General features: G+C 69.0%; 26 protein-coding genes and 1 tRNA gene. 18 read left to right on the top strand and 9 right to left on the bottom strand.

Annotated elements, in window-relative coordinates:
* Positions 1-51: 51 nt before the first annotated feature.
* Together AC21LY_RS03235 and AC21LY_RS03230 are read right to left on the bottom strand one after the other, a co-directional pair.
* A complete protein-coding gene (locus AC21LY_RS03235) occupies positions 52-468 on the bottom strand; it encodes a nuclear transport factor 2 family protein (RefSeq protein WP_489044847.1) in 417 nt (138 codons plus the stop codon).
* 8 nt (positions 469-476) lie between these two features.
* Complete coding sequence (locus AC21LY_RS03230; protein ID WP_489044845.1) at positions 477-1,343, bottom strand: TIGR03619 family F420-dependent LLM class oxidoreductase; 867 nt, start codon at positions 1,341-1,343, stop codon at positions 477-479.
* A gap of 99 nt (positions 1,344-1,442) precedes the next feature.
* Between AC21LY_RS03230 and AC21LY_RS03225 the strand changes: the two genes are divergently transcribed.
* From AC21LY_RS03225 to AC21LY_RS03205, 5 genes are read left to right on the top strand one after another with little or no spacing between them, the layout of a single operon-like run.
* The gene (locus tag AC21LY_RS03225) at positions 1,443-3,737 is read left to right on the top strand and encodes an acyl-CoA dehydrogenase family protein (RefSeq protein WP_489044843.1); all 2,295 of its coding nucleotides are present in this window, start codon (positions 1,443-1,445) and stop codon (positions 3,735-3,737) included.
* A complete protein-coding gene (locus AC21LY_RS03220) occupies positions 3,734-4,729 on the top strand; it encodes a bifunctional MaoC family dehydratase N-terminal/OB-fold nucleic acid binding domain-containing protein (protein ID WP_489044841.1) in 996 nt (331 codons plus the stop codon). Before AC21LY_RS03225 ends, AC21LY_RS03220 begins: the two co-directional genes overlap by 4 nt.
* Complete coding sequence (locus AC21LY_RS03215; protein WP_489044839.1) at positions 4,726-5,142, top strand: MaoC family dehydratase; 417 nt, start codon at positions 4,726-4,728, stop codon at positions 5,140-5,142. Before AC21LY_RS03220 ends, AC21LY_RS03215 begins: the two co-directional genes overlap by 4 nt.
* On the top strand, positions 5,139-6,311 hold the full coding sequence (locus AC21LY_RS03210) for a lipid-transfer protein (protein WP_489044837.1): 1,173 nt from the start codon (positions 5,139-5,141) through the stop codon (positions 6,309-6,311). Before AC21LY_RS03215 ends, AC21LY_RS03210 begins: the two co-directional genes overlap by 4 nt.
* Positions 6,312-6,314: 3 nt before the next feature.
* Positions 6,315-6,941, top strand: a complete 627-nt coding sequence (locus AC21LY_RS03205; RefSeq protein ID WP_489044835.1) for a PaaI family thioesterase — start codon at positions 6,315-6,317, stop codon at positions 6,939-6,941.
* A gap of 9 nt (positions 6,942-6,950) precedes the next feature.
* Here the strand turns inward: AC21LY_RS03205 and AC21LY_RS03200 are convergent, their stop codons facing one another.
* Both AC21LY_RS03200 and AC21LY_RS03195 read right to left on the bottom strand, forming a co-directional pair.
* Positions 6,951-7,643 carry a hypothetical protein gene (locus tag AC21LY_RS03200; protein ID WP_489044833.1) on the bottom strand — a complete coding sequence of 231 codons (693 nt, stop codon included), beginning with the start codon at positions 7,641-7,643 and terminating at the stop codon, positions 6,951-6,953.
* 161 nt (positions 7,644-7,804) lie between these two features.
* Complete coding sequence (locus tag AC21LY_RS03195) at positions 7,805-8,287, bottom strand: SgcJ/EcaC family oxidoreductase (RefSeq protein ID WP_489044831.1); 483 nt, start codon at positions 8,285-8,287, stop codon at positions 7,805-7,807.
* A 275-nt stretch (positions 8,288-8,562) separates the two neighbouring features.
* On the opposite strand from AC21LY_RS03195, the gene AC21LY_RS03190 reads away from it, so the two are divergent.
* The 8 genes from AC21LY_RS03190 (at position 8,563) to AC21LY_RS03155 (ending at position 17,282) form a co-directional block, all read left to right on the top strand.
* On the top strand, positions 8,563-9,483 hold the full coding sequence (locus tag AC21LY_RS03190; RefSeq protein ID WP_489044829.1) for an SPFH domain-containing protein: 921 nt from the start codon (positions 8,563-8,565) through the stop codon (positions 9,481-9,483).
* Positions 9,483-9,731 (top strand): type II toxin-antitoxin system antitoxin, encoded by a 249-nt coding sequence (locus tag AC21LY_RS03185; RefSeq protein ID WP_489044827.1) that lies wholly within the window; start codon positions 9,483-9,485, stop codon positions 9,729-9,731. The genes AC21LY_RS03190 and AC21LY_RS03185 overlap by 1 nt, the downstream gene beginning before the upstream one ends.
* 92 nt (positions 9,732-9,823) lie before the next feature.
* The gene (locus tag AC21LY_RS03180) at positions 9,824-10,813 is read left to right on the top strand and encodes an ABC transporter substrate-binding protein (RefSeq protein ID WP_489044825.1); all 990 of its coding nucleotides are present in this window, start codon (positions 9,824-9,826) and stop codon (positions 10,811-10,813) included.
* Positions 10,814-11,006: 193 nt separating this feature from the next.
* Positions 11,007-11,082: transfer RNA gene (locus AC21LY_RS03175), tRNA-Thr, on the top strand.
* A gap of 184 nt (positions 11,083-11,266) precedes the next feature.
* Positions 11,267-11,902, top strand: a complete 636-nt coding sequence (locus tag AC21LY_RS03170) for a hypothetical protein (RefSeq protein ID WP_489044823.1) — start codon at positions 11,267-11,269, stop codon at positions 11,900-11,902.
* Positions 11,903-11,980: 78 nt separating this feature from the next.
* Positions 11,981-13,723: an Hsp70 family protein gene (locus AC21LY_RS03165; RefSeq protein ID WP_489044821.1), complete on the top strand. Its 1,743-nt coding sequence runs from the start codon at positions 11,981-11,983 to the stop codon at positions 13,721-13,723.
* 251 nt (positions 13,724-13,974) lie between these two features.
* A complete protein-coding gene (locus AC21LY_RS03160; RefSeq protein ID WP_489044819.1) occupies positions 13,975-15,435 on the top strand; it encodes a GTPase in 1,461 nt (486 codons plus the stop codon).
* A complete protein-coding gene (locus tag AC21LY_RS03155; RefSeq protein WP_489044817.1) occupies positions 15,432-17,282 on the top strand; it encodes a dynamin family protein in 1,851 nt (616 codons plus the stop codon). Before AC21LY_RS03160 ends, AC21LY_RS03155 begins: the two co-directional genes overlap by 4 nt.
* 14 nt (positions 17,283-17,296) lie before the next feature.
* On the opposite strand, the gene AC21LY_RS03150 is transcribed toward AC21LY_RS03155, so the two are convergent.
* Both AC21LY_RS03150 and AC21LY_RS03145 read right to left on the bottom strand, forming a co-directional pair.
* Positions 17,297-17,512 (bottom strand): hypothetical protein, encoded by a 216-nt coding sequence (locus AC21LY_RS03150; protein ID WP_489044815.1) that lies wholly within the window; start codon positions 17,510-17,512, stop codon positions 17,297-17,299.
* Positions 17,509-17,712, bottom strand: a complete 204-nt coding sequence (locus AC21LY_RS03145; protein WP_489045413.1) for a hypothetical protein — start codon at positions 17,710-17,712, stop codon at positions 17,509-17,511. The genes AC21LY_RS03150 and AC21LY_RS03145 overlap by 4 nt, the downstream gene beginning before the upstream one ends.
* Here AC21LY_RS03145 and AC21LY_RS03140 point away from each other — a divergent pair.
* The 4 genes from AC21LY_RS03140 (at position 17,671) to AC21LY_RS03125 (ending at position 21,903) form a co-directional block, all read left to right on the top strand.
* Positions 17,671-17,853: a hypothetical protein gene (locus AC21LY_RS03140; protein WP_489045436.1), complete on the top strand. Its 183-nt coding sequence runs from the start codon at positions 17,671-17,673 to the stop codon at positions 17,851-17,853. The genes AC21LY_RS03145 and AC21LY_RS03140 overlap by 42 nt on opposite strands.
* Before the next feature lie 462 nt (positions 17,854-18,315).
* Complete coding sequence (locus tag AC21LY_RS03135) at positions 18,316-18,840, top strand: RNA polymerase sigma factor (RefSeq protein ID WP_489044814.1); 525 nt, start codon at positions 18,316-18,318, stop codon at positions 18,838-18,840.
* A gap of 152 nt (positions 18,841-18,992) precedes the next feature.
* A complete protein-coding gene (locus AC21LY_RS03130) occupies positions 18,993-19,394 on the top strand; it encodes a hypothetical protein (protein WP_489044812.1) in 402 nt (133 codons plus the stop codon).
* Positions 19,327-21,903: an Hsp70 family protein gene (locus AC21LY_RS03125; RefSeq protein ID WP_489044810.1), complete on the top strand. Its 2,577-nt coding sequence runs from the start codon at positions 19,327-19,329 to the stop codon at positions 21,901-21,903. Before AC21LY_RS03130 ends, AC21LY_RS03125 begins: the two co-directional genes overlap by 68 nt.
* Here the strand turns inward: AC21LY_RS03125 and AC21LY_RS03120 are convergent.
* The 3 genes from AC21LY_RS03120 to AC21LY_RS03110 all read right to left on the bottom strand — a co-directional run bounded on the left by AC21LY_RS03120 (position 21,837) and on the right by AC21LY_RS03110 (position 24,738).
* Positions 21,837-23,066, bottom strand: a complete 1,230-nt coding sequence (locus tag AC21LY_RS03120; RefSeq protein WP_489044808.1) for a 4-hydroxybenzoate 3-monooxygenase — start codon at positions 23,064-23,066, stop codon at positions 21,837-21,839. The genes AC21LY_RS03125 and AC21LY_RS03120 overlap by 67 nt on opposite strands.
* A gap of 101 nt (positions 23,067-23,167) precedes the next feature.
* Positions 23,168-23,746 (bottom strand): hypothetical protein, encoded by a 579-nt coding sequence (locus AC21LY_RS03115; RefSeq protein ID WP_489044806.1) that lies wholly within the window; start codon positions 23,744-23,746, stop codon positions 23,168-23,170.
* A 26-nt stretch (positions 23,747-23,772) separates the two neighbouring features.
* Complete coding sequence (locus AC21LY_RS03110; protein ID WP_489044804.1) at positions 23,773-24,738, bottom strand: arsenic resistance protein; 966 nt, start codon at positions 24,736-24,738, stop codon at positions 23,773-23,775.
* 42 nt (positions 24,739-24,780) lie between these two features.
* Here AC21LY_RS03110 and AC21LY_RS03105 point away from each other — a divergent pair, with 42 nt between their 5' ends.
* On the top strand, positions 24,781-26,025 hold the full coding sequence (locus AC21LY_RS03105) for a PucR family transcriptional regulator (protein WP_489044802.1): 1,245 nt from the start codon (positions 24,781-24,783) through the stop codon (positions 26,023-26,025).
* The last annotated feature ends 98 nt before the right edge of the window (positions 26,026-26,123 follow it).

Genomic DNA, 26,123 nt, shown 5'->3' with positions numbered 1-26,123 from the left:
CTGTGCGACGTCACCTCGCCGGCGCTGCACCGCCCCTCGTCGCCCCTCCGATCAGGCGCCGACCGCGCGGGCCGTCGCCATGGCGCGGTCGACCTCCCAGAACGCGCGGAGCGCCACGATCTTGCCCGCATCGTCGACCCGATAGGTGAAGACGCCCTCCGCATCGATGACGTGTCCGCCGATGACGGTGCGGATGAGGCCGGTGAAGGCCACCTCGCTCCCGCAGGCGAAACCGTCGTCGAAGAGGAACTCGAGCGAGTCGGCGACGCCGATCGTCTTGTCGTAGAACGCCGCGATCTCCTCGCGGCCGTGGTGCCCCTTGCCCTCGGGATCGAAGCCGGAGGGGCCCACCGGGTCCTCGACAACACCGTCGGCGGCGAACAGGGAGAGCCATTCCTCCTTGCGGTGACCGCTGGCAGCGGCCTGGGAGGCACGGCCGGCCAGGACGGCGGGGTGATCGTCTTTCATGAGGCCTCCTAGAACTTGCTGATCACGGAGTCGGCGTAGCGCCGGAGGTGGTCGATCTTGGGTTGCAACGGCTCGGTGTCCGGTCCGAGCTGATAGGGCAGGCGGAAGCCGACGATGACATCGGTGACCCCCTTGTCCTCGAGCCGTTTGATGCCGTCGACCGTATAGGCGTCCAGCGAGATCACGTGGATCTCGAACTCCTTCTTGTCGTGCTCGGCGCGCAGCGCGTCGATCCGGGCGAGCATCCGGTCGAGCTCCTCGCCGTCGCCGCCGGCGTGCATCCAGCCGTCGCACAGCCGCACCGCGCGGCGCAGCGCGGCGTCCGCGTGGCCACCCACCAGGATGGGCAGCGGCTCCGAGGGCACCGGCGCGATCTTGATCGACGGGATGTCGAAGAACTCGCCGTGATACTCGAAGTACTCCCCTGTCGACAGGCCCCTGATGATCTCGATGCACTCGTCCATCCGCTTGCCGCGCCGCTCGAAGGGCACGCCCATGATCTCGAAGTCCTCGGGCCACGGGCTGATCCCGACGCCCAGCGAGAACCTGTTCCCGCTCATCGACGCGAGCGAGGTTGCCTGCTTCGCGACGAGCACCGGCGGGCGGATCGGCAGCTTGAGCACGAACGGGGTGAAGCGGAGGGTCGTCGTCGACGCCGCGAGCGCGGAGGCGAGCACGAAAGTCTCGACGAATTCCTTGCCGTCCAGGAACTCCCTGCTCCCGTCCGGGGTGTACGGGTACGTCGAGTCGGAGACCTCGGGGTACGCGATGCTGTCGGCGACGCACATGCTGTGGTACCCGGCCTCCTCCGCAGCCCGGGCGAGCGGAACGTAGTACGACGGATCCGTCATCGCCTCGGCGTACGTGAATCGCATGGTCACCCTTTCCTCGAACTGCTTGCGGGCGTTCATCCCACTTGCTAAAAATAGAACACGTTTCACCGTTTGTACGCGGTATCGAGATCAGGAGTGCGCGTGGACTTCCGTCCGGACGAGAACCAGGTGGCCGTGGCCGGCCTTGCGGCCGACGTGCTCGGGCACGCCGCCGCGCGCAGTACGGGAGGTTCCGGCGGCGGGCTCACCCCCGACGACGGTGCCTGGCGCGCGACCTGGGCGGATCTCGCCCGGGCGGATCTGCTCGGCCTTCCCGCCCCGGAGGATCTCGGCGGTGCGGGGCTCGGCGTGGAGGAGGTCGCCGCGGTGCTCACCGAGGCCGGCCGTCTCGCCGTCGCCGCCCCGGTCCTGCCCGGTCTCGCACTGGGCATCCTGCCGGTCGCCGCGCTCGGGACGGCCGCCCAGCGCGAGGCACTGCTCCCCGCGGCCCTGACCGGCGAGGAGCTGATCGTCGGCGCGCTGAGCGAGGCTGGGGCCGCGGTCCCCGTCCGCCCCGCCACCCGCGCCGCGCGCACGGCGAGCGGCTGGACTCTGACGGGGCGGAAGGTCGCCGTGGGCTACGCACAGCACGCGGGGCGTCTCCTGGTCAGCGCCGCCACCGACGACGGGCCGGCCGTCTTCGTCGTACCGGCGTCCGCCCCCGGCGTCACCGTGGTCCCCAGCCCCTCCTCGACCGGCGCGCCGGAGGGCACCGTCGACCTGGCGGGCGTCGAGGTCCCCGCCGACGCCGTGCTGGGCGGGTCGACGGACGGCACCGTCGCGCAGGCGGTGCGGGAGTACGCCCTGGCCGGCGCGGCAGCGGTCGCCGACGGTGCGCTCGCCGGGGCGCTGGCGCTCACCGTCGACCACCTGCGCAAGCGGGAGCAGTTCGGGCGACCACTCGGCGCCTTCCAGGCCGTGGCGCAGCAGATCGCGGATGTCTACATCGCCTCGCGCACCGTACATCTCGTCGCCGTCTCCGCAGCGTGGCGGGTCGGCACCGGCTCTCCCGCCGACGAGGCGACCGCGCTCGCGGCGCACTGGCTGGCCGCGGAGGCACCGTCGGCGGTACGGACCTGCCATCACCTGCACGGCGGCATCGGCGTGGACGCGACCTACCCGCTGCACCGCTTCTCCTCCACGATCAAGGATCTGGCGCGGTTCGTCGGCGGAGTCCCGCAGACGCTGCGCGGTCTCGCCACCGCGCACAGCAACGACGTCACCGGTGCGGACGAGTCCGGGAGATTCCTGACGCTCACGGCGGCGCAGCGCGCCCTGCAGGCCGAGCTGCGCGACTACTTCTCGACCCTGATGACGCCCGAGGAGCGCACCGCGATGCTGGTGCAGCGGCACGGCGACGTCTTCCGAGACGTGGTGCTGCGCATGGGACGCGACGACCGGCTCGGCGTCGGCTGGCCGGTGGAGTACGGCGGCAAGGGCTTCGGACCCATCGAGCAGTACCTGTTCGTCAACGAGGCCGCTCGTGCCGACGTGCAACTGCCCTCGGTGACACTGCAGACCGTGGGACCGACGCTGCAGGCCTTCGGCACCGAGGAGCAGAAGGCGAGGTTCCTGCCGAAGATCCTCTCGGGCGAGGTGCATTTCGCCATCGGCTACACCGAACCGGAGGCGGGCACCGACCTCGCCTCGCTGCGCACCACCGCCGTTCGCGACGGTGACCACTACGTGGTGAACGGACAGAAGATCTTCACCACCGGCGGCCACGACGCCGACTACGTGTGGATCGCCGTCCGCACCGACCCCGATGCGCCCAAGCACAAGGGCATCTCGATCCTCATACTCGACACGAGGGATCCCGGCTACAGCTGGACGCCGATCATCACGGCGGACGGCGCGCATCACGTGAACGCCACGTACTACAACGACGTCCGGGTACCGATGGACATGCTGGTCGGCGTCGAGAACGAGGGATGGAAGCTGATCACCACACAGCTCAATCACGAGCGTGTCATGCTCGGGCCGTCCGGCCGCATCGGCTCTCTGTACGACCGGGTGGCCGCCTGGGCGCGGGAGAAGGGCCTGCTGGACGACCCCGACGTGGCGGGCGCGCTGGCGCGGGTGCGGGCGGCGGAACTGGTCAACGAGCTGCTGAACTGGCAGGTCGCGGCCGCCGAGGCCGGCGGCCCGGTCGACGTGGCCGATGCCTCCGCCACCAAGGTCTTCGGCTCCGACCGGATCCAGGGGCTCACCGCGCTGCTCGAGGAAACGGTCGGGACGCATGGAGATCCGGCGGATCCCGCGACGGCGGAGCTGCTGCACTGGCTCGACGTTCAGGCAAAACGCCACCTGGTGCTGACCTTCGGTGGTGGCGTCAACGAGATCCAGCGCGAACTCATCGCCCTCATGGGCCTGCAGCTGCCACGGGTGCCCCGGTGAGCGCCTCAGGACAGGAGGACGCGACCACCGCAGCCGTCCTCGCCGCGGCGGAACGGATCCGTGCCCTCGGTGACTCCACCCCACGCGCCGGGCGGGACCCGGTGAACCAGCCGATGATCAACAACTGGACCGAGGCCATCGGCGACACCAACCCGCTGTACTCCGATCCCGCGTTCGCGGCGCAGTCGATCTTCGGCGGGCCGGTGGCGCCGCCCGCGATGGCGCAGGTCTGGTCGATGCGCGGGCTGCGCGGCGAGCGCGCCGATGACGATCCGCTGGGCCTGATGACCGCAGCGCTCGACGATCTCGGTTACACGTCCGTGGTCGCCACCAACTCGGATCAGACCTACCACCGGCCCCTGCGGCCCGGCGAGGAGATCACCGCGTCGTCGCGGCTAGAGGACGTGGTGGGACCCAAGAAGACCGGGCTCGGCGAGGGCTGGTTCTTCACGACGCGCACGCTGTGGCGGGTGGGCGAGGAGGTGGTGGCCGAGATGGTCTTCCGCATCCTAAAATTCCGCCCTCCGTCGGCTGATGCGCCCGAGGCCGTCGCACCCGACGCGGGACCGAGCGGACGGATCATCGACGCCTCCGCCTACGCGGGCGGCGTACTGCGACCGGTGATCTCCCGAGACACCGCCTTCTACTGGGAGGGCGCGAAGACCGGTGAGCTGCGGATCCAGCGCTGGGGCGAGACCCTGCGGCACCCACCCGGGCCGATGGACCCGGGCGGCGACCTGTCGCTGACCCCCGACTACATCGTCTCCCCCGGCACGGGCACGGTCTTCAGCTTCGTGGTGCACCACCACCCGAAGGTCCCAGGCAAGCGCCTGCCCTTCGTCGTGGCGCTCGTGGAACTCGACGAGGGCGTGCGCGTGCTCGGAGAGCTCATCGACGTGGATCCCGCGACCGTCGAGATCGGCATGCCCGTCCGCAGTGTCTTCCTCCGCGTCGATGATGATCTGACCCTGCCCGCCTGGGAGGCACGATGAGTCACCCCACCACCCTGCGCACGGAGGCGGTCACCGTCGGTACCCCGCTGCCGCCCATGACGATCCACGCGAGCACCACCTTCGTGGCGACCACCGCGATCGCGACCCGCGACTTCCAGGACGTGCACCACGACCGCGATGCGGCGCACGCGCGCGGGAGCAAGGACATCTTCGTCAACATCCTCACCGACAACGGCCTGGTCCAGAAGTACGTGACCGACTGGGCGGGCCCGGAGGCCTTCGTGCGAAACATCTCCATCCGGCTCGGCGCCCCCTGCTACGCAGGCGACACGCTCCATTTCTCGGGCACCGTCACCGCGGTCGACGGTGCCGCCGTCACCGTCGCCGTGACGGCGAAGGGGGCTCTGGGGGATCACATCTCCGGCACCGCGACCGTGGTGCTGCCGGCATGAGCGGGCTGAGCGGCAGAGCCGCGATCGCCGGCATCGGGGCCACCGAGTTCTCCAAGGACTCCGGTCGCAGCGAACTCCGCCTGGCGGTGGAGTGCGTGCGCGCGGCCCTCGACGACGCCGGCCTCGCTCCGCGGGACGTCGACGGCCTGGTGACCTTCACCATGGACACCAACTCCGAGATCGCCGTGGCCCGCGAGCTGCGGATCCCCGAGCTGACCTTCTTCAGCCGCATCAACTTCGGCGGCGGCGCCGCGGCGGCCACGGTGCAGCAGGCCGCGATGGCGGTGGCGACCGGCGTCGCCGACGTGGTCGTCGCCTACCGCGCCTTCAACGAACGCTCCGGGCATCGCTTCGGTCAGGTATCGAACGCTGCTGCGCAGCAGGTCAACACGAACGGCATCGACAACGCCTTCCACTACCCCGCCGGGATCGCCACCCCGGCGGCCACGGTCGCGATGGCGGCGCGGCGCTACATGCACGACTTCGGCGCCACGAGCGAGGATTTCGGCCGGGTCGCGGTTCTCGACCGGGCGCGGGCCGCCACCAACCCCGCCGCCTGGTTCTACGGTAAACCGATCACTCTGGAGGAGCACCAGGCGTCGCGGTACGTCGCGGAGCCACTGCACCTGTTGGACTGCTGCCAGGAGTCGGACGGCGGTGTGGCACTGGTGATCACGAGCGTCGAACGCGCCCGTGACCTGAAGCGGACCCCCGCCGTGATCGCCGCCGCCGCGCAGGGCAGCGGACCCGATCAGTACGTCATGACCAGCTACTACCGCGACGGCCTCACCGGCCTGCCCGAGATGGGCGTCGTCGCCGGACAGCTGTGGGCGCAGGCCTCGATGGCCGCGTCGGACATGGATCTGGCGGTGCTCTACGACCACTTCACCCCCTACGTGCTCATGCAGCTCGAGGAGCTCGGCTTCTGCGGGCGGGGCGAGGCACCGTCGTACCTGGCGGACGGAACCTGCGAGCTCGACGGAGCCCTCCCCCTCAATCCGCACGGCGGGCAGCTGGGTGAGGCCTACATCCACGGGATGAACGGCATCGCCGAGGCCGTGCGGCAGCTGCGGGGCACAGCGGCGAACCAGGTCGCCGGGGCGGAGCGGGTCGTGGTCACCGCCGGGACCGGGGTTCCGACCAGCGGTTTGGTACTGAGTAAAGTCTGAGGAATGAGCGAGTCGGATTCGGACAAGGTGGACCTGCGGAGCGAGATCCCCCGCTTTCGGCCTGCGACGCCGCCGCCCTCGTTCGGCGATTTCGTCGAGAACATGCGCCGGTTGCAGGACCTCGCGGTGAGTGTCGACGCCCCTGAGGACGTGTACGCGGAGGCTCGCGACCGCGCGGCGGAACTGGTCGAGCTGCTCGCTCCCCATGCGGCGCGCGAGGGCAAGGGTCCGGCGAACCGCAGCATGATGCTGCCCGGACGCGGCAGCCTCCTCATGCCGCCCTTCCGGATCGAGAAGTTCGACGAGGAGTCGGTCGTGGCGCGGGGAGTCCTGCGTCGTTACCACCTCGGCGGCGGCGGGGTGGCGCACGGCGGCGTACTGCCGCTCATCTTCGACGACAACTTCGGCAACGTGGTCTACGCCGCGAAGCGACCCATCAGCCGCACCGCCTATCTGCATGTGAACTACCGCAAGGTGACTCCGCTCGACGTGCCCCTGGTCATTGAGGGCCACGTCGACCGCGTCGACGGACGCAAGACCTTCGTCACCGCCCGCCTCACCGAGGAGGACGGGACGCTGCTCGCCGACGGCGAGGGCCTGATGGTGCAGTTGCTCCCCGGGCAGCCCTGAGGCCGGGCGCTACTTGCGCCCCAGCGCGGCGTCCATGCCACTCACGTCACTGATCTTCCAGTCCTGCTTGGAGTCGATCGTGAGCGTGTAGGTGGCGGTGGAGGGGATCCCCTCCGGCCGCTGCGTGCTCTTGGTGATCATGTTCAGGAAGACGTTGACCATGATCAGGCCGTCCTTGTCGGATGTGACGATGGTGCCGAGCGGAGTCGCGGTGGACTGCCACTGCAGGGGCACGACGATCTGCTCGAACTGGGTAGACGCCTCCCGGAGCTGGTTCGCCAGCTCGTCGGTGGTGTTCGCGGTGAGCGCGGTACGCCACCCGGCCAAGTTCTGGTAGTCGATCGTGGCCGCGCCGATCGCGTACTTCTTCGCGACGTCCTGGGCGCGGGCGTTCGTCTCCTGCGTCCGGGTGACGGCAGCCAGTTGGTCGCGCGCGTCGTCCCGGGCCGAGGCCGCCGACTGCCAGAGGATCCCGAAGGCCGTGGTGGCGACGGCGAGGAGCACGACGACCGCCGCGAGGGTGAGCATGAGCGGGGTGACGACGATGCCGCGGGGGGCCGCCTGCTTGTCGACGGGGGCCTTCGTCGCCGTGGCCGCAGACTTCGTGGTGGACTTCGCCTTCGCCGCGATCTTCCGCGTGACCTCCGGCTCCTCGGTGATCTCGTCGGCCGTCTCGTCGATCTCGGGCTCGGTTACCGCCATGGTGCTATCCCTCTCCCGCAGCGCCGTCGGAAAAGCCCAGGCAGGACAGCTCGACGCTCACGATCTCGTGAGCAGAACTGTAACACGTTCCACTTTACGCGGGAACGGATCGAGCGGGAATGCCCGAGCCGCGCGTCAGCGCACCCGGAACCGAGCGGAGGCTACCCGGCGCGGCGCTGGTGCGCGGCTGGATCGTCGAAGACGGCCGTCGACTGCGCGGCGGCGATGCGCCAGGCCCCGTCGTCCTTGGACAGCACGTAGAGAGGGGCCGCGTCGGGCACAGCGGGGTGCGGCGCACCGTCGGGCCCCAGCGGCCGGACCCGGACACTGACCGCGGCGACGTCCGGGCGGATGAACAACACCCGCTCCACCACGTAGTCGGCGGCGCCGCGCGCCATCGAACCGTGGACCGTGCGCGCCAGGAAGGCGTCGATCGCGGCGCGGCCGTGGAGGCGGCGGCCGTGCGCCGTGGTCCAGACCGCGTCATCGCGGAACAGTGAGCGCACGCGCGGGACGCTGCCGGCGCGTTGCGCCTCGAGCACCTCGGCGACGAAGTCCACGATCGCCGCGGCATCGCCCGGGGCGCCGTCGCCCAGGAAGTCCGGAAGGGCGCGGGAGTGGGCCCGCGCGAGGTCGTCAGCCATGCCTCAAGACTCGTCTATCAACCCCGGTCGAGGTCAAGCCTTCGATTCAGGGCGATTCGATCGCGTCGCCGTCGACGCGCCGGTAGTACAGCTCGTTGACCAGGCGCGTCAGCAGCAGGACACCCGTCACCATCAGCAGGAAGCTCATGACGCGGAACGCTATTGCCGCCTCCGGGCGCCGGGAAGGGGCGTTGACGGAACTCTGACGCGTCCTTGACGCCGCGAACGAAAAACTGATATCACTTAGATAAGTGATATCAGAATAAGGAGGGGTGATGACAGCCATCGTTCAACCCGAGGACACCCAGGTCGCGATCACGGAACGAGCGGCGTGGCACGCCGGGGCGGGCGCGGCAGTGGGGGTCTTCTTCGGCTTCCTCGCGCTCGTCGCGGGGGCCGTCGGCATCGTCGTGCTGTCGATCGCGACGCAGACGCCCGTTCTGATCGTGCTCAGCGTGCTCCTGGTCATCGCGGCCTTGCTGCTGCTCAGCATGATCGTGGTCGTGGCCCCCGGGCACACTCTCGTCGTGCAGCTCTTCGGCCGGTACGTCGGCACCGTGCGCAGCCAGGGCCTCGGCCTCGTCCTGCCGCTCACCACCCGGCAGCGGGTCTCCGTGCGCGTGCACAACTTCGAGACCGCGGAGCTCAAGGTCAACGATTCGACGGGCAATCCCGTGAACATCGCGTCGATCATCGTCTGGCAGGTCGCCGATACCGCCCGCGCCACGTTCGCGGTCGAGGACTACGAGGAGTTCATCGTCTCCCAGGCCGAGTCCGCGCTGCGGCACGTGACCACCAGCCACCCGTACGACGCCGACGACGCCGTCGCCGACGCGACCTCGCTGCGCGGCTCGACCGATCAGGTGGCCGCGGAGCTCGCCGAGCAGGTCGCCGCCCGCGTCGAGCTGGCCGGCCTCGAGATCCTCGAGGCACGCATCTCCGCGCTCGCCTACGCGCCCGAGATCGCGCAGGCCATGCTCCAGCGGCAGCAGGCGTCCGCGCTACTCGCGGCACGCTCGAAGATCGTGGAAGGCGCGGTCGGGCTCGTGGAGAGCGCGCTGACCCGGCTCGAGGCCAACGGCATCGTCGAACTCGATGACGAGCGGCGGGCCGCGATGGTCTCGAACCTGCTGGTGGTGCTGTGCTCCGACAGCCGGACCACGCCCGTGGTGAACACGGGGAGCCTGTACAGCTAGTGGGACCGACCGACTCCCCGGACGCCGGGAGCGACCGTCCGGAGCGGGGCCGTAAGGCGGTCCCGCTCCGGATCGACCCCGAGGTGTACCGCGCCCTCGCGAAATGGGCCGCCGACGATCTGCGCAGCGTCAACGCGCAGATCGAATTCCTGCTGCGCAGGGCGCTCGACGATGCCGGACGGATGCCGGCGAAGGCGCGTCCGATGCGGAGGCCCGGTCGGCCGCCGGCGAACCCGGATCAGTCCTGACCACTGTTGGCAATCCAAGTAAGGTCAGCGTAACCTTCCCTCGCGGTCGTCGCGATTCCCGCGGCGCACGCGGGAGGAAGGACCCGAAACTCATGAAGCTCTCCCTGGCGCGCGCAGCAGTGGTCGCGCTCACGCTCGGCGCGCTCACCGCGTGCGGCAGCGGCGCACCGTCGGACACGACGACGAGTCGCGCCGCCGGCGACGGGTTCCCGCGAACCATCGAGCAGGCGATGGGCAGCACAACGATCCCGAGCCGGCCCCAACGCGTCGCAGCCCTGGATGCCTCCTTCGCCGACGCGACGCTGATGCTCGACACCAAGCTGGTCGCGTTCACCGAGTACAACACCCTGGGCGACAAGCTGCCGGACTACCTCGGGGCGTCGGCAACGAACTACGGCGCGGATGCTGTCAGCGTCGGCAAGCTGGCGTCGCCCTCGCTGGAGAAGATCCTCGTGACCAAACCCGACCTCATCGTGAGCGCGAAGGTCCGGCACGCCAAGGAGTACGCGCAGCTCACCGGCATCGCACCGACTGTCTTCAGTGAGACCACCGGCCCCACCTGGAAGGACAACATCCGGCTGCTGGCGAAGGCCCTCGGCAAGGAGGATCTCGCCGAGCGGCGTCTGGCCGAGTACGAGACGCAGGCTCGCCGCGTCGGGGATGCTGTGAAGGCCAAGTCCGGGCCCGACACCACCATCTCCGTGGTTCGCTTCCTGGACGGTCCCACGCGCCTCTACGCGAAGAAGTCCTTCTCCGGCATCGTGCTGCAGGACGCCGGTCTGGCGCGGCCGGCGTCGCAGAACATCGACGAGTTCATGACCGAGATCAGCGCCGAACGCATCCCGTCCGCCGACGGTACGAAGATCTTCGTGACCACCAACGGCGACAAGGGCGTCGACTCGCTCAACACCTTCCGTCAGAACCCGCTGTGGGCACCGCTCGCGCCGAAGAGCGTCGAGGTCAAGGACGCCGAATGGATGAGCGCCGTGAGCGTGCAGGGTGCCTATCACATCCTCGCCGACATCGCGAAGGCCTTCGACGTGCCCGGTCCCGCGTTCCCCGAGTGGCTCTCGGGGAAGTAGGCCGAGGCGACGGTGCGGACACGCTGGACGCCGATGCGCCGATCGCACGATTCGTACTGTCGCTATGTCACTGTGACCACTGGCGACAAACCGGACGTCACAGTGCGAGACAGCCCCGTTGAGCGGTGAATTTGGTGGGCGCCGGGGCGGTCAGTACACTTGGTCCTCGGTCCTGCACCCCGTGCGGGGTCACGCCGCCTTAGCTCAGTCGGTAGAGCGCTTCACTCGTAATGAAAAGGTCGGGGGTTCGATTCCCCCAGGCGGCTCCAAATTCTGCAGGTCAGGCCGGGTACTTCACCCGGGCCTGACCTGCTCTCGTTTCACGACCGCCGGCACCGGGCGGTGGTTCAACGGGCCGCCTCCCGGCGATCCCTCGGCATTGCCGTAGTCAATCCGCACGGGACAAGTCGATCCGCCCGGGAACAAACGGCTGCACCCGTTCATCAGAGAACCATGACGCAAGAACCGATGGATCTGAACGGTGACGGCTACGCCGAGACGCTGGCCGTGGACACCGATGGAGATGGGTACGCCGAGACGCTGGCGATCGATACCAACGGCGACGGTTACGCCGAGTTCGTCCAGGTCGATACGAATCGCGACGGCTACGGCGAGACGGGGCTGATCGACACGAACGGTGACGGATACTACGAGACGTACATCGTGGATGCCGACGGTGACGGCACAACCGAGACGATGCTCAGCGACACCGACGGTGACGGGTACGCCGAAACTCCGGTCGGTACCGCGAGCGCTCCCACGTACTCGACCCCCGACAGCTCAGCCACGCCTACGGCGGGGGCACCTGCCGCCGAAACGCCGGCGCCGTCGGACACCGTGGCCGACACGCTCTACGGGCTGCTGGAAGATGCCTACGCACGCGACGAGAAGGCCCTGGCGGACTTCCAATCGGACTACGAGAACTCCGGCCCCCACGACGCCCTCACCCAGAACGCCTACTACAACGCGCTGCTGGACCACCAGATCCAGGACACGCACACGGCCGACGTGATTCTCGGCCTCGACCGGGACTCTGATCACGACGGGACCTACGACGGCCTCGACCCGCATCCCTTCACGTACGACTGACGGCATCGAGCCCCGAACAGGAGAACGACGATGGCAGATTCCTGGTCTCTTAGCATCGATTTCGGGACGTCCAATACCGTGGCAGCGGTTCGTGACGGACAGGCCGCGCCACAGACGGTCCGACTGGGTGAGAAGGGCGACCTCCTGCCGTCCGCGGTGTGCTACATCGACGGTGAGTTGATCGTCGGGGCCGCAGCGGTCCGGTCGGCGGCGTTCGCGCCGGAGGGCTTCGAAGCGTCGCCCAAGACGCTGCTGGGCCGCAACACCGCCCGGCTCGGCGACGCCGAACTTGACACGGTGGATCTGGCCGCAGCGGTCCTGCGTGAGGTGCTGGCCAAGGCCCACGCCCGCGCCAATCGGGACTTCGGCGCAGTCGTGCTGACGCACCCCGAGGCGTGGGGCAGACACCGGCGCGATCGGCTGCGGCGCGCCGCGCTGGCGGCCGGAGTGCCCGATTCGACCCTGACCTTGCTCGTCGAGGCACAGGCGGCTGCTCGCTACTACACCCACGAACGCACCGATCTGCCCATAGGGTCCCGGATCGGGGTTTTCGACTTCGGAGCCGGTACCTGTGACGTCGCCCTGCTCGAGCGCACATCGACCGGGTTCCGAGTGGTGGACAGCCACGCCGCCATCGATCTCGGCGGCGACAACTTCGATGAGGCCATCACCACGTGGCTGGCTGGTCAGTACGACGATGCGGGAGTACTGGAGCGGCTCGACGCGGCCGACCGGCTCGCTCTCGCCGATCGGATCCGCGAGGCGAAGGAGGATCTGTCGTCGGCCCCGGTCACGCGGATCCCTGTGCCCGGCGCAGGGTTCAAGGTCCTCACTCGGGACGAGTACGACCGGCTGATCGCCGCCGACGTCGGCCGGGCTGTGGGGCTCGCTCGACGAGTCCTCTCCTCTGGTGGAACCGATCCTCGCTCGGTGACCCTGTATTTGACCGGGGGCAGTAGCCTGACCCCACTGGTCCATTCGGAACTCGCCGGAATCGCCCAGATCGGGCACCTGTCGGTGGACCCGAAGACCGTGGTCGCGACCGGAGCGCTCTACACCCCGGCCGCACCGGTCGGCGACATTCCGGCCACACCGCCCCGCGACATTCCAGCCGCACCGGCCCGCGGCCCGGTGCCGGTGCTGCCCGGCGCACGAGCGGGTTCGGACGAACCACCGAGCCCACCGCGGCCGACGCCGCGTCCGGCTCCGCCTGTACCTCCCGAAGGGCGCCCAGCCGGACACGTGGCGCCAAGACCGGAGCAGAAGCGATCCGATCAGGCGCCCGTGGCCGACGGCCCACCGACGAACAGCGATGTCCCCGTCACCACACCCCCGCGGCCCGCGCCCGCACCTCCGCACACCGGCAACAAGCGAAAGTTCCCCATCGCTGCCGGCGGCCTGGCCGCCCTGGTCATCGGGCTCGGGACGCTCGTCGCGAACGGGGTGCTGGGCAACAGCTCGTCCAGCTCGTCCACCACGACGGCTACGCGAACGACATTCGCGACGACGACCTCGACCGCGTCGATCGAGGCCGGCTACACCCGATGCGGCACCGTCAGCTATCCGGCGGGCACCAGCGGAAGCCTCACCTTCGCATCAGGAACGACCGGACTTGTCGCGTTCCAAGGGAATCTCACGTGTGTCGAGGCCGAGGACGTCGTGGGAGAATTCGTGAAAGCCGCAGCGAACTCCAGCAACGTGCAGACCTCCGTCGGCAGGTGGTCGTGCTCACACAGTTACCCCTACCTCGTGCAGACCGAGCGGATATTGAGCGTCTGTACGCGTGGCTCCAATGACCGGATCCACGTGTACAAGCAATGAGGAATCGCCGTGCGCCCGACCGCCGGGGGTAGTAGGTCGACAGGATCCGTGACGAAGCTCGTCGACTCCGGCGGCGGACGAGCACAGACCGCTTACGATTCGACTGCGGGAGCCGCCTCGCCCCGCGAATGCGACGTCGTCCGCCGGGGCCGAAACAAGGGGGCCGGTCGAGGGATGATGACCTCGGGGAGCGTGGGTGCGCCGGACCGTGGCGTGCGGCATCGTCGGGTCGTGGAAACGACGGCCACCGTATGACCGGCGATCGAACCGCGCTCCGGGCCCGGTTGGAGGAACTGCTCGCCGAGGTGGCGCCGTACCTGAGCACCGATGCCGAACGGGACGTCATCCGGTCGGCCCGTGCCAGGCTGGACGGTGACCTGACCGTGGCCCTCCTCGGCCGGGTCAGTTCCGGCAAGTCGACGCTGCTCAACGCGCTGGTCGGAGACCGCGTCGCTGTGACCGACGCCGGTGAGTGCACAAGGATCGCGACGCTCTACCGGCACGGGTTGCAGGCACACACCGATGTGATCGGGCTGGACGGTACCCGGCAAGTCCTGCCCGGTGTGACCCTCACCGACTATGAGCGCCCTGCCGACGAGATCGACTTCGCGATCGCCTACCACCACTCGCGGGTACTCGCGACCGAATACCGCGTCATCGACACACCGGGGATCAGTTCCGGGTCGGAGGATCCCGCCGCGCAGCGCGCCACCGAACGGGCGATCCTCGGCTCCGGCGGCGAACTTCCGAAGGCGGATGTCACCCTCTTCATGACCCCCGCGACCGGGCCGCGCGAGGACGAATCGGAGTTTCTGCGGTCGATGGGCGCCAACCGGCACAACACCATCTTCCTGTTGCACCACGCCGACCAGGTGGGGTCCGGCGCGTGGGGCGACGAGGACCCGTTCGAGGTCGCAGCCGGGCTGGCCACGAAACTCGCCGTCCGGCACTCCGCTGTCACCGGGGCGGTCCTGCCGGTAGCTGCCCTGTTGGCCGAAACCGCGATCCTGGGCGTGACCGAAACCCAGGCCAAGGACCTGGCCGCTCTCGCCGACCGCGATGACTTCGCCATGGACGTCTTCGCCATGGACGACCTCCTGCAGAACGGTGACGGTGATCCGTGCGTCCACGCCTCCGTGACCGACCTGCACCAACGACTTTCGGACTACGGCCTCCGACACGGGCGCGCCGTCGCCGGTGACGGAGCCGCCGCGCTCAACGACTGGCTGTTGCGCCGCTCGGGACTGCCGGACGTCCGTGCGGCGATCAGGTCCCGGTTCCAGCGGTACAGCTCTGCGATGAAGGCCATCGCGGTGCTCGACGATGTCCGCCGGCTGGCCGGCGGTTCGGCGCACCGACGCGACATCCTCGACGCACTCGATGATGCCGAGCAGAGCGACGAACTGCACATGCTTCGCGCCTTCGATGCACTGGACACCCTGAGCACCTGGCGGCCTACACACCCGTTGGTCACCGAACTCGACCACGTGTGCACAGCGGCGACCGCGCCGGCCCTACTCCGGATGCCCGGCGACACACCGCCCGATGAGTTGGTGAACGCGGCGCTCGATCGGCAACGGGACTGCCAACGACGGAAGGCGTCCGCGCTCGCCGCGCCGGAACAACTCGCACTCCGCGTACTCGAACGCAGCTATCAGCTCGTCGTGACGTCGATCCGTGCCGAACGCGCCACCTCGGAGGGCAGCACATGACTATGACGAACCGCGACCGGAACGCCGAGGCCATGGAGATCCTCGATCGGAGCCAGCAGTTCCTGGAGGCGGTGAAACAAGTATCGACGGTCGCTCGGATGCGCGAGATCCGGGCTCTGCCGACCCCGCCGCCGACGGTGGTGGTGATCGGAGAGGTGAAGCGCGGGAAGAGCTCACTGGTCAACGCACTCACGGGAACGAGCTGGGCTCCCGTGGGGGTGGAGATCACGACGTCCGCCTACATCCGGTTCGAGCCGCCGTTCGGCGGTATCGCGCCGGGCACCGTCCAACTCGAGTTCCTCGACGACCCGTCCGCTCCGGCGGCCAGCCGCGCCGTCGACGGCGACCGCTACCTCATTCCGCGACGGTGGATGACGATCCCGCAGGCCGAACTCGCGGACTGGGTGAGCGTGGACGGTGCGCACGTGCGGGAGTCCGACGCGAACAAGCCGCTCGGCGCGGTCGTGGCCCTCGATCCGGTGAACGCGCCCGGGATCGCGCTGGTCGACACCCCGGGCGTGAACGGGCTGGATCCGGCGCACGCGGAAACCACGCTCCGGGCGACGAAGGGCGAGAGCGTCCTGCTGATGGTGTGCGACGCGAACGCGCCGATCTCGCGCCCGGAACTCGATTTCCTCGCCGGCATCACCACCGACGCTTCGGCGGTCGTGCTGGCGGTCACCAAGATCGACCAGGCACGGACCACGTTCGCGCAGATCATCGATGAGAACCGCGCGCTCCTGGCGGAGTATGCGCCGCGTTTCGCAGGGATCGAGATCGTCGGGGTGTCGAGCGTGTACGCCCAGCAGGCAGCGACGGCCGATCCGGCGCGGCGAGCCAAGGCGATGGAGCGGTCGGGTATCCCTCAGCTGTCGGCCAGGCTCGCCGTCCTCCTGGGAGATCCGCGCCGGTCGCTCACCGTACGGGCGGCGCAGGCCGCGAATCAAGGCATTGAGGCTGCGAAGGGACAGTGGGCGGTTCGCCGGGCGACCCTGGAGCAGGCGCCCGCGGTCGACGCGGACATGACCCGCGAAGCCGCCAGACTCGACGAACTCCGCGCGCGCCAGCGGGATTGGGCTCCGACGCTCAGTAGCAGACTGCAGGCGCTGCAGATCGACACCGACAACGACATCCGGCTACGGCTGGATCAGCTGCGAGCGACGTGGAACCAACAGATCGACCGAATCGGGCTCCAGACGCTGAGCCGGTCCGGGCAGGCCCTGGTCGCGCAGATGACCGCCGACATCGAGGCGATGGCCAAGGCCATCACGGACGACTTCCGCGCCGGCCTGCAGGCGATCGCCATCCCCCTACTCGAGGAGGCGCAGATCAGGTCCGAGTTGATCGACGGCGCGTTCCGCGAGGTTGACTACTCGCTGCGTTCACACGCCGAGTACGCCCCCGGCAAAGGACTGATCGACCCGGCGACGTTGAGCGCCGCGATGTCGGGCGGGCCGCTGCTGGCGCTCGGCTCGGCGGTCGGCATCATGATTCCAGGTGGGCCGCTGGTGGCGGGCGCGCTGTGGGCCGCGGTGGTCGTCGGCTTCAAGGCGACCAGGGGCGGTAAGGAGGCCCTGCACCGGTGGCTCAACGAGTCCGTACGCACCGCACGCGAGGATCTGCAGAACCAGGTGCGCACGGTCATGGTGCAGGTGCCGCACGAACTCCGAACGACCTACAGTCGGCGCCTGGAGGACAACATCGCGGAGGCGAAGAAGCTCCTGGACCAGGCACGCGAAGCCGAGGCTTCGAACGAGACCCGCCAGGCCGAGCTGAGCAAACTGAACCGGTCGATCGCCAAGGCCGAGGAGCTCCAGGGGCAGCTGCGCCCGCACCTGAGGTGGTAGGGGGTCCTCCGGCATCACCCCACGGTCGGGGAGCGAGGCCCGATCCGGGGCACCACTGGAGGGCCGTGATGCTCGGTCTGATCGCCGGGGGTCGACGGTGCCCGCTGAACGGGCGTGGCCGGAGTCACCTCGGTACATTCAGGGTCGCCCGCCAAGACCAGCGCGGCCCCGGCGATCAGCGCGACGAGGCCGGAGGCGACACCGGCGAGCAGCGTCTGAGATCGGGTCATCGGTTCGGATTCCTCTCCTGATCGGAGTCGGCGTACCGCCACACGCTCACCTGCGGCTCACGCAGCACAACGACGCCATCGCACCACCCGGGACGGATCACGGAAGCGATCCTCTTGTGCCGCGCAGGGTCGTCCGTCGGTTCCGTCGCCCTCGCGTCGTGTCGTTCCGCATCGAAGACGGTGCCGACCGGGACATCGATCAGCTCGACACCCGACCGCGCCAGTACCTGCTCGACATGGGCGCTGACCTCCGGGCTACGGCTGAGATCGTGCACCCCGATCAACCCCTCGACGAGTCGGCGATCCGGTGCTCCCTGACCGGTGTCACGGGTCTGCGGTGACCCCGTCGGCGATTCCGGGGCCGACGATGCCGGCGGTCCCGCCTGGGGCGGACGCAAGGGCAGAGGCTGAGGCCAGGAGGGCACCGCGGTGGGTTGCCGGACCGTGGCAGCCGCGATGCAGTAGCCACAGACCGCAGCGCCGACGAACACCGCGAGGACCAGCAGCAGTCGAACCACGAATTCCATCGCACATCCGTCCCCTCGCCCTACGTCCGCCCCCGTGTTGTCGAGAAACGAACTGATCGAACACTTGGAGTCGCGCTGACCGGATATTGTTCCCAGTCGCCCGAAAAGGACTAAAGGGATATTTCTTATAAACCGGTCGAACCGGCCACAATACGGGTATTCAGTGCGGCGAGGATCGGTCCTCTCGATATTGCCGGACGACGACACTCACCCGCCCTATGCTGGGAAGAACCTGAGTCATCGGGGTACCGCGGCCTACAGGAAGCTGGGTCGGAATTGGACGACGAACGTGACCTGATCCAACGGGTACGCACCGGTGACGAGCGTGCCTTCGCCGACCTCGTTGAGCGCAGTCGCGGAGTCACCTGGGCCGTGTGTCTCCGAATCACGGGCAATGCTCATGATGCCGAGGACGCCTTGCAAGACACCCTGGCCGCGGCGTGGACCAATATCCATCACTTCCGCGGCGACTCGCGGTTCTCGACCTGGCTGTTCCGCATCGCCACCAATGCGGCCCTCGCGGTAGTCCGCCGTCGAGAGGTGACCGACGAGCCCGTCGACGGCCCGTCGACCGAGCGCGACCCGGGAGATCGCATCGCTGATCGCGACCGGGTGCAGTCGGCCCTCACCCGACTACCCGAGTCCTTCCGCACTGCGCTCGTGCTGCGCGTCTACGGAGACCTGTCCTATGCCGAGATCGCCGCCCACCAGGGCGTTCCGATCCAGACGGTGAAAAGCCGCATCTCCCGCGCCCGGGCCATGATGAGCGAACTGCTCGCGCCCCCGGACATGACTCGATGAGTACTGTTGCAGTCCGCACTCCGCCGTCATTTTCATCGATGAGCGATCGCTCGGGAACAAAACCCGTGGCTTCCGACTCATACCTCCGAACGGCGTGACCGTCACGCCGACGGCAACGACCGCCGCACAGCGGCTGATCGGGGGCGGCGAGAGTGGACGTACCAGCGGACGACTCGGACGACCGAACATGGTGGCGGGCACTGCTCGACGGCTACGACCGGGCTCTCGACGTCCCGCCTGAAATCTGGAGCCGAGCGGTAGTGACGGCCTTCGACGCGGATCCGACCCAGCACCGGGACCTGATCCCCGATGACGAGTACGCCGATTGGAGCGACGAGGGCACCGTCGAGCCCGTTGCGGACGACCGTCCTGACGGCGAGTGGGACGGCACTTCCGAACCGCACCCGGCCACCGACCACCACGAACCACCAGCTTCCGGTCACGTCACGATCAGCGGCGACGACATCGAGAGCGAGCTCTGGAGCGATGCCGCCGTCACCGACGAGTACATGGATTTCACCGACGATACCGAGCAGTCGGGCGACGGCACATGACCCGGCATCCGTCGTCGACGTAACGAACGCACTGCGTGAAGGACCTGCTTTGAGCGACGAATGGATGTTGAGCATCGATTTCGGAACGTCGAACACGGCTGCGGCGGTGCGCCACGGAGACGCCGAGCCGAGCACCGTCCGGCTGGGAACGAGCAGTGACTTCGTCCCGTCGGCGGTCTGTTTCGACGACGGTGTCCTCCTCGTGGGGGCAGCGGCTGCACGCTCAGCGCTGATCTCGCCGGACGGATACGAGGCCTCCCCCAAATCGCTCCTCGGCCAGGCCACCAAGGACCTCACGGGAACCGAGTTCGACACGGTCGAGCTGGTCGCGGCGGTGCTGCGCGACGTCGTGACGAAAGCACAGGCGCGTGCTCATCATGCGTTCGACAGCGTCGTCATCACCCACCCGGAGCAGTGGGGCAGACGACGGCGGGACCGATTGCGGAGTGCGGCCTTGTCCGCCGGCATTCGTGAGGATGGACTCAGGCTGCTGGTCGAGGCCCAAGCGGCCGCCCGCTTCTACACGGAGAGGCAGCCGGACCTTCCGGTGGGGGCTCGCATCGGGGTGTTCGATTTCGGTGCCGGCACGTGCGACGTCGCCCTGCTTGAGCGAGCACCCGCCGGCTTCACCGTGCTGGCGAGTGACGCCGCGATCGACCTTGGCGGCAACAACTTCGACGAGGCGATCGCCGCGTGGCTCCAGACCCAGTACGACGACCCCGCAGCGTTGGCACGACTCGGCGCCGCCGACCGACTGACCCTGGCCGACCGGATCCGCGAGGCGAAGGAGGACCTGTCCTCGAGCCCGCGCACGTTGATCGCCGTGCCGGGAGGTGGGGGAAAAGTGCTGACGCGCGAGGAGTACCACGGCTTGATCGCCGGCGACGTCGCCCGCCTGGTCGAGCTCACCCGTCACGTCCTGTCCTTCGACGGTGCCGATCCGACCGCCGTCACTCTGTACCTCACGGGTGGCGCCAGCCACACCCCCCTCGTACACAGCGAACTCGCCAGAATCACCACAGTCGGCACCATGCCGGTGGACCCGAAGACCGTCGTCGCGCTCGGCGCGCTCCTCGCGCCGACCGAATCGGTGGAACCGTCCGGGCCGGCGACGCGGACCCCGGGCGGAGCCGCAGAATCAGCCGCCGAAATCTCCGATCCGCAGTACATCCCCAGTGCGGCACAGTCACCCGACAACGACAGGTTCGCATCTGTGCGCGCCGCGGTCGCATCCGCCGCAGACCTCGACCTGCACCGAGCACGTCCTGCGCTGCGACGGCTCATCGCCGACCACACCGCCCGGTTCGGGCCATCGCATCCCGTCGTGCTGATCGCACGGGAACGACTCGCAAACCTGCACACCCACCAGAAGGACGAGGCCATCGCCGAGTACCGCAAGCTGTTGCCCGAGATGCACAGGGTTCTGGGCCCGAACGACGAGGACACGTTGCGAGCGGAAGCGAACTTCATCGAACGGGCGCAGTGGCAGAGGGAGCCGGTACTCCGCGCGCTATCGGACGGAGTCGACGCCGCAGCCCGATGCGCGACCCCGGGTGATCTTCCGTGGTTGCTGCCGATGATCGAATCACGGTACGGCGCCGATCATCCGCTACTCGCGGAAGCACGCGAAGCGGCCGACGAGGCGCGTCGGCGCGCCGAGTTGGATCAGATGCTCGCGGACTTCATCGAGCGGAATCCGTCCACCCAGAGCGCCTCGCAAGCCCCCAGCGCACCGGTCCAGACGACGCTGGCGTTCGGGCAGCTCAACCAAGCCGAGGACGTCGTCGTCGACACGGCGGGCACCGTCTTCGTCGCGGACACGGGGAACAACCGTGTCCTCGCGCTGGCGGTCGGCGACAGGCAGCCGGTCGTCGTACCGTTCGGGAAGCTTCGTGCTCCACGGGCCCTGGCGTTCGATCCGAGTACCGGCACGCTGTACGTCAGCAGTCAACGCTCCCTCAACCAATTACTGTCGTACCGCCCCGAGAACGGCGCCGCACGGGTGCGCGCGGGCTGCTACCTCGCCACCACCTCCGACACGAGAGGGGTCGCGGTCGACGGCAGCGGCACGGTGTACTCAAGCCGCTGGAACGATGGCGTGCATCGGATTCCGCGCAGTGCGGTGCAGTCCGTCCTTCTTCCCTTCGGCTCGAGACTTCTGGACAGCGTGGCAGCTGATGCGGCGGGCGCCGTCTACGCCATCGAGAACGGGACCTGGCGGGTGCTCAGACTGAAGTTCGGCGCAGCCCATCCGGAGGAGCTGCCGTTCGACGGCGCCGCCTCCGGGGGCATCGCAGTGGATCCGTCCGGCGCCGTCTACGTATCCGACTCGGGAGGTGGTCGGGTCTTGAAGCTGTCGCCGGGCGCGGGGGAGCCGGAGGTGCTGCCGTTCCACGACCTACTCTCACCGGCGGGAATCGCCGTCGACGCGGCGGGGGCCATTTACGTCGCGGATCGGGGGAACAACCGCGTCGTGAAGTTGTCTCCCGGCTCGGGCCAGCCGGTGTAGCCCTCGGCGAGGTAGGTCGAGCCCGCCTCCGAGGCGACCAGGGTGTGCAGCTCGCCGAGTTGGCGCTGCTCGTCGAAGTCATCGGCACCGGCCTGCGTGTGCAGCATCGTGGTCATCCAGTAGGAGAAGTGCTGCGCCTTCCACACCCGCGCCAGCGCGCGGTCGGTGTACGAGTCGAGGGCGGCACCGTCGGATCTGGTGAGCGCGAGCTCGATGACCTCGGCGAGCACCCGGACATCGGCCAGCGCGAGGTTGAGGCCCTTCGCGCCGGTGGGCGGGACGGTGTGCGCGGCGTCGCCCGCGAGCAGGAGGTTGCCGTGCCGCATCGGGGTCTGGACGAAGCTGCGGAACGGCAGCACCGTGCGCTCGAGCACCGGGCCCTCCTGCAGGCGGAAGCCGTCGGAGCCGGACAGGCGGGTGCGCAACTGCTCCCAGATCCGCTCGTCGGACCAGGTCGCGGCGTCCTCCGCGGGGTCGCACTGGAAGTACATGCGCTGGACGGTATCGGTGCGCTGGCTGATCAGCGCGAAGCCGCCGGGGCCGCGGGCGTAGATGAGCTCGGGCGCACTGGGCGGGGCCTGCACCATGACCCCGAACCAGGCGAACGGGTACTCCTTGCCCAGCCGCGTGGCCCTGGCGACCAGCGACCGGCAGATGCTCCGCGAGCCGTCGGCGCCCACCACCAGCTCGCCTGTCACGCGATGCCGGCGGCCCTCGGCATCGTCGTACTCCACGACCGGGGTGCCCAGGACGTCCGCGACCGTGGTTCCGGCGACGCCGTACCGCACGTCGCCGCCGTCGCGCACCCGCGCACGGTGCAGGTCGATGAAGACATCGGTCTGCGGGTACAGCCAGCACGACGCCCCGACCAGCCTCTGGAAGTCGATGCGGTGGTTCTCCCCGCCGAACCGCAGGGAGATGCCTTCATGCTCGTGGCCGTCGCGGAGCACTCGATCCGAGACGCCCGACTCGACCAGCAACCGGACACTGTCCCGCTCCAGAATTCCGGCGCGGTGCGTGGTCTCGATCCGCTCGACGGTCCGGTTGTCCAGGACGACGGTGTCGATCCCCGCCACGTGCAGCAGGTGCGAGAGCATCAGCCCGGCCGGGCCGCCGCCCACGATGACGACCTCGGTGGTGGTACTGGTGGCGATCGCTGCCATGGTGATCCGTCCTGCCGGTCAAGTGATCCGATGGGCTTCACCGTACGAGTCGTGGGCCTCGCCCGTAGGTCGTTCTACCTCGACAAGCGCCTGGTAGAAGCTCAGTCGATGAGGACGAACCACCAGTCGTCGGACAGCCGCCGGCCACGCACCTCGCCGCCGAATTCCGGCGAGCTACCGTCCGGCCGGTATTCGAGGGTCGTGACACTGAAGGAACCACCGAAGACGTAGAAGGTGACGGCCCCGTCGGCCTTATCGGTGCTGTACACCTCCTGCGAACCGACTCGCCGGTTGTCCTGGTCGCGAAATTCCGCCCGGGGGTCGGCCAGGGCAGTGCGCGCAGCTTCAGTGAGCCGGGGCTCGTCGAACGCCCAGCGCGCCTTCTGCGGCAGGCCGGTGAACACCGAGGCCAGCGCGAGCAGGCCGATCGCCGGGATGACCAGTAGGTGCCAGGCGAACCGTCGACGACGGAAAGCCCAGGTCACGAGGTAGACGAGCCACGCCACGATGAGAACGACACCACCGAGGAAGCTGAACAACCACCAGCCCAGACCCGCACCGATGGTGTGCGCCCAGGACCAGGCCAGGACGTCGAGGGCGACCAGGACGGCGAGCCCCGTGCCGACACGCTCGAGGAGAATCGGCCGCCGCTCAGTAGCCTGACCTGAATCCGCACTCATCAAGACAGGATAACGATCGCCGAAGACTACGCGATCAGCCGCGGTATCAGGCGGACGAACAGCACCATCACCACCAGTTCGACGAGGGTCTGCGTCACGACGACGAGCGGCGCCAGCGCATACGCGGAGGGCAGGGCGAGGACTAGCGGCAGGATCACGAGCGAGTTGCGGGTCACGCCGCTGAAGACGACGCTCCGGCGGCTCGGCACGTCCAACCGGACGAGCCGGGCCGCCGCCGCGCCCACCGGCGCCATCACCGCCGCGAACAGCACGAAAACGGGGATCGCGAGCAGCAGCGAGGAGAGCCGATCACGGACGCCGGCGATCTGGGAGGTCACCACGACGGCCAGCGTCAGCACCATGATCGGGACCATCGCGCCGGTCACCACCTCCGCGACCACCGCGCCGCGGCGCGTCCGTGCCGCAGCCCACTGCGTCGCCCCCGCGAGCAGCAGGGGCACCACGATGACGAAGCAGAAGGCCAGGACGATGGGCCGGTAGTCGAAGCCGCGCACGACATCCGCGCCGACGAACAGCCACAGGTACACCGGCAGCAGGACCATCTGCGCCGGCATCAGCACCGGCGCGGCCGCGAGCAGCCGGTCCTGCGCGCCGCCGGCGAGACCGCTGAACACGATCACGTAGTCCACGCACGGCGTGAGCAGTACGAACAGCACCCCGACGAGCAGCGCCCGGTCGTGCGCCACCACCCGCGATACGGCGAACACCACGACCGGCACCGCGAGGAAGTTCACCGCCAGCACCGTGCCGAGGAAACGCCAGTCCCGCAGTGCCTCCGCCAGCCGCGCGAACGGGATGCCCAGGAAGGTCGCGTAGAGCAGCACCGCGAGCGCCGGGGTGACGACGTCCCCGGCGGGGCCCGCCACCGTCGGGACCGAGAGCCCGAGGAAGGCCCCGAAAACCAGCCCGGCCAGGTACAACGGGACCTGATGGACCTCCGCCCACCGGGACGCCGCCCGTATTCGCGTCACGGGCACACCCTAGATCCGGCAGCGGGTCAGTAGGGTTCCCCCATGGACACGCCGACGGATGAGGACTGGCCCGAGCCCTCGAGCCGGGTGAAGGAGCTGATCCGGCGCGCCGCGGAGGTCGCCAGCGACGCTCCCGAGGAATGGGTGACCGCGCTGCACGAAGCCACGCTCACCGGCATCATCCTCGCCCCGATCTCCTCGGACCCGAGCCTCGCGGAACTGGTCCGCAACTCCGACACCGCCGTCCTGCTGCACTGGGCCACGCACAACCTGGCGCACCCCGGTCGCCGGGTGCCGCCGAACGCCGATTCCGCGGACACCCTCGCCGTCTCCCGCGACCTCGTCCGACGGGGCCTCGACCTGCAGGGGATCGATGCCTACCGCAAGGGACTCAACTCGGCGTGGACGCTGTGGATGCGGCTGTGCTTCGAGCTCACCGACGATGCCGCCGAGCTGCGCGAGCTGCTGGACGTCTCGTGGACATCCATCTCGACCTACGTCGACGACACCATCGACGCGATCACGATCCGCATGGCCGGCGAACGGGAACAGCTGACCACGGGGACCAACGCGGATCGGCTGGCCGCGGTCACCCTGATCCTCGAAGGCGCCCCGATCACCCGGTCGCGCGCCGAACAGAAGCTGGGGTACCGGCTGACCGGGCCGCACACCGCGGCCGTCATCTGGACCACCGGCGACGTCCGCGACCTGGACGCCGCGGCGCACGCCCTGGCCGGGCGCGCGGGCACCCCGCGGCCGCTGACCGTGGTCGCGAGCGCCTCGGCGCTGTGGCTGTGGCTGCCCGGCACCGTCGTCCTCGATTCCGGTGACCTGGCCCGCGAACTGGCCGATCACCCCGAGGTGCGCGTGGCCATCGGTCGACCTGGCGCCGACCTGGACGGGTTCCGCCGCAGCCATCTCGACGCGACGACCACACAACGCCTGATGACGCGCCTGCGCACCCGCCGGCGGGTCGCGCGGTACGACGACATCGCGCTGATCTCGCTGGTCACGCGCGATACCGGGAAGGCCGACGAGTTCGTCCGCGACACCCTCGGCGACCTGCTGAGCGCCGACCAGGAGACGCGGGAGACCGTCGCCGCGTACGTCGAGGAGCAGTTCAACACCTCCCGCACCGCCGAACGCCTCTACACCCATCGCAACACCGTGATCCGCCGCCTGACCAGGGCGGACGAGCTGCTCCCTCGCCCCCTCGCCGACAACCCCACCGGGGTGGCCGTGGCACTGGACGTGCTGCGCTGGCTCGGCCCCGAGAGCAGCGCGTGACGATGTGCACCAGATCACCCGGCATCCGGGTGCAATCTGTGCTGGTCGCGAACGACCGTCGCACGAGAAAGTAGGTCATCGGTTCGAACACCCCGAAC

Source organism: Tsukamurella sp. II2bb, assembly GCF_057815145.1.
Note: the sequence above shows the minus strand (reverse complement) of the source record. Positions and strands in the feature narration are given on the sequence as shown.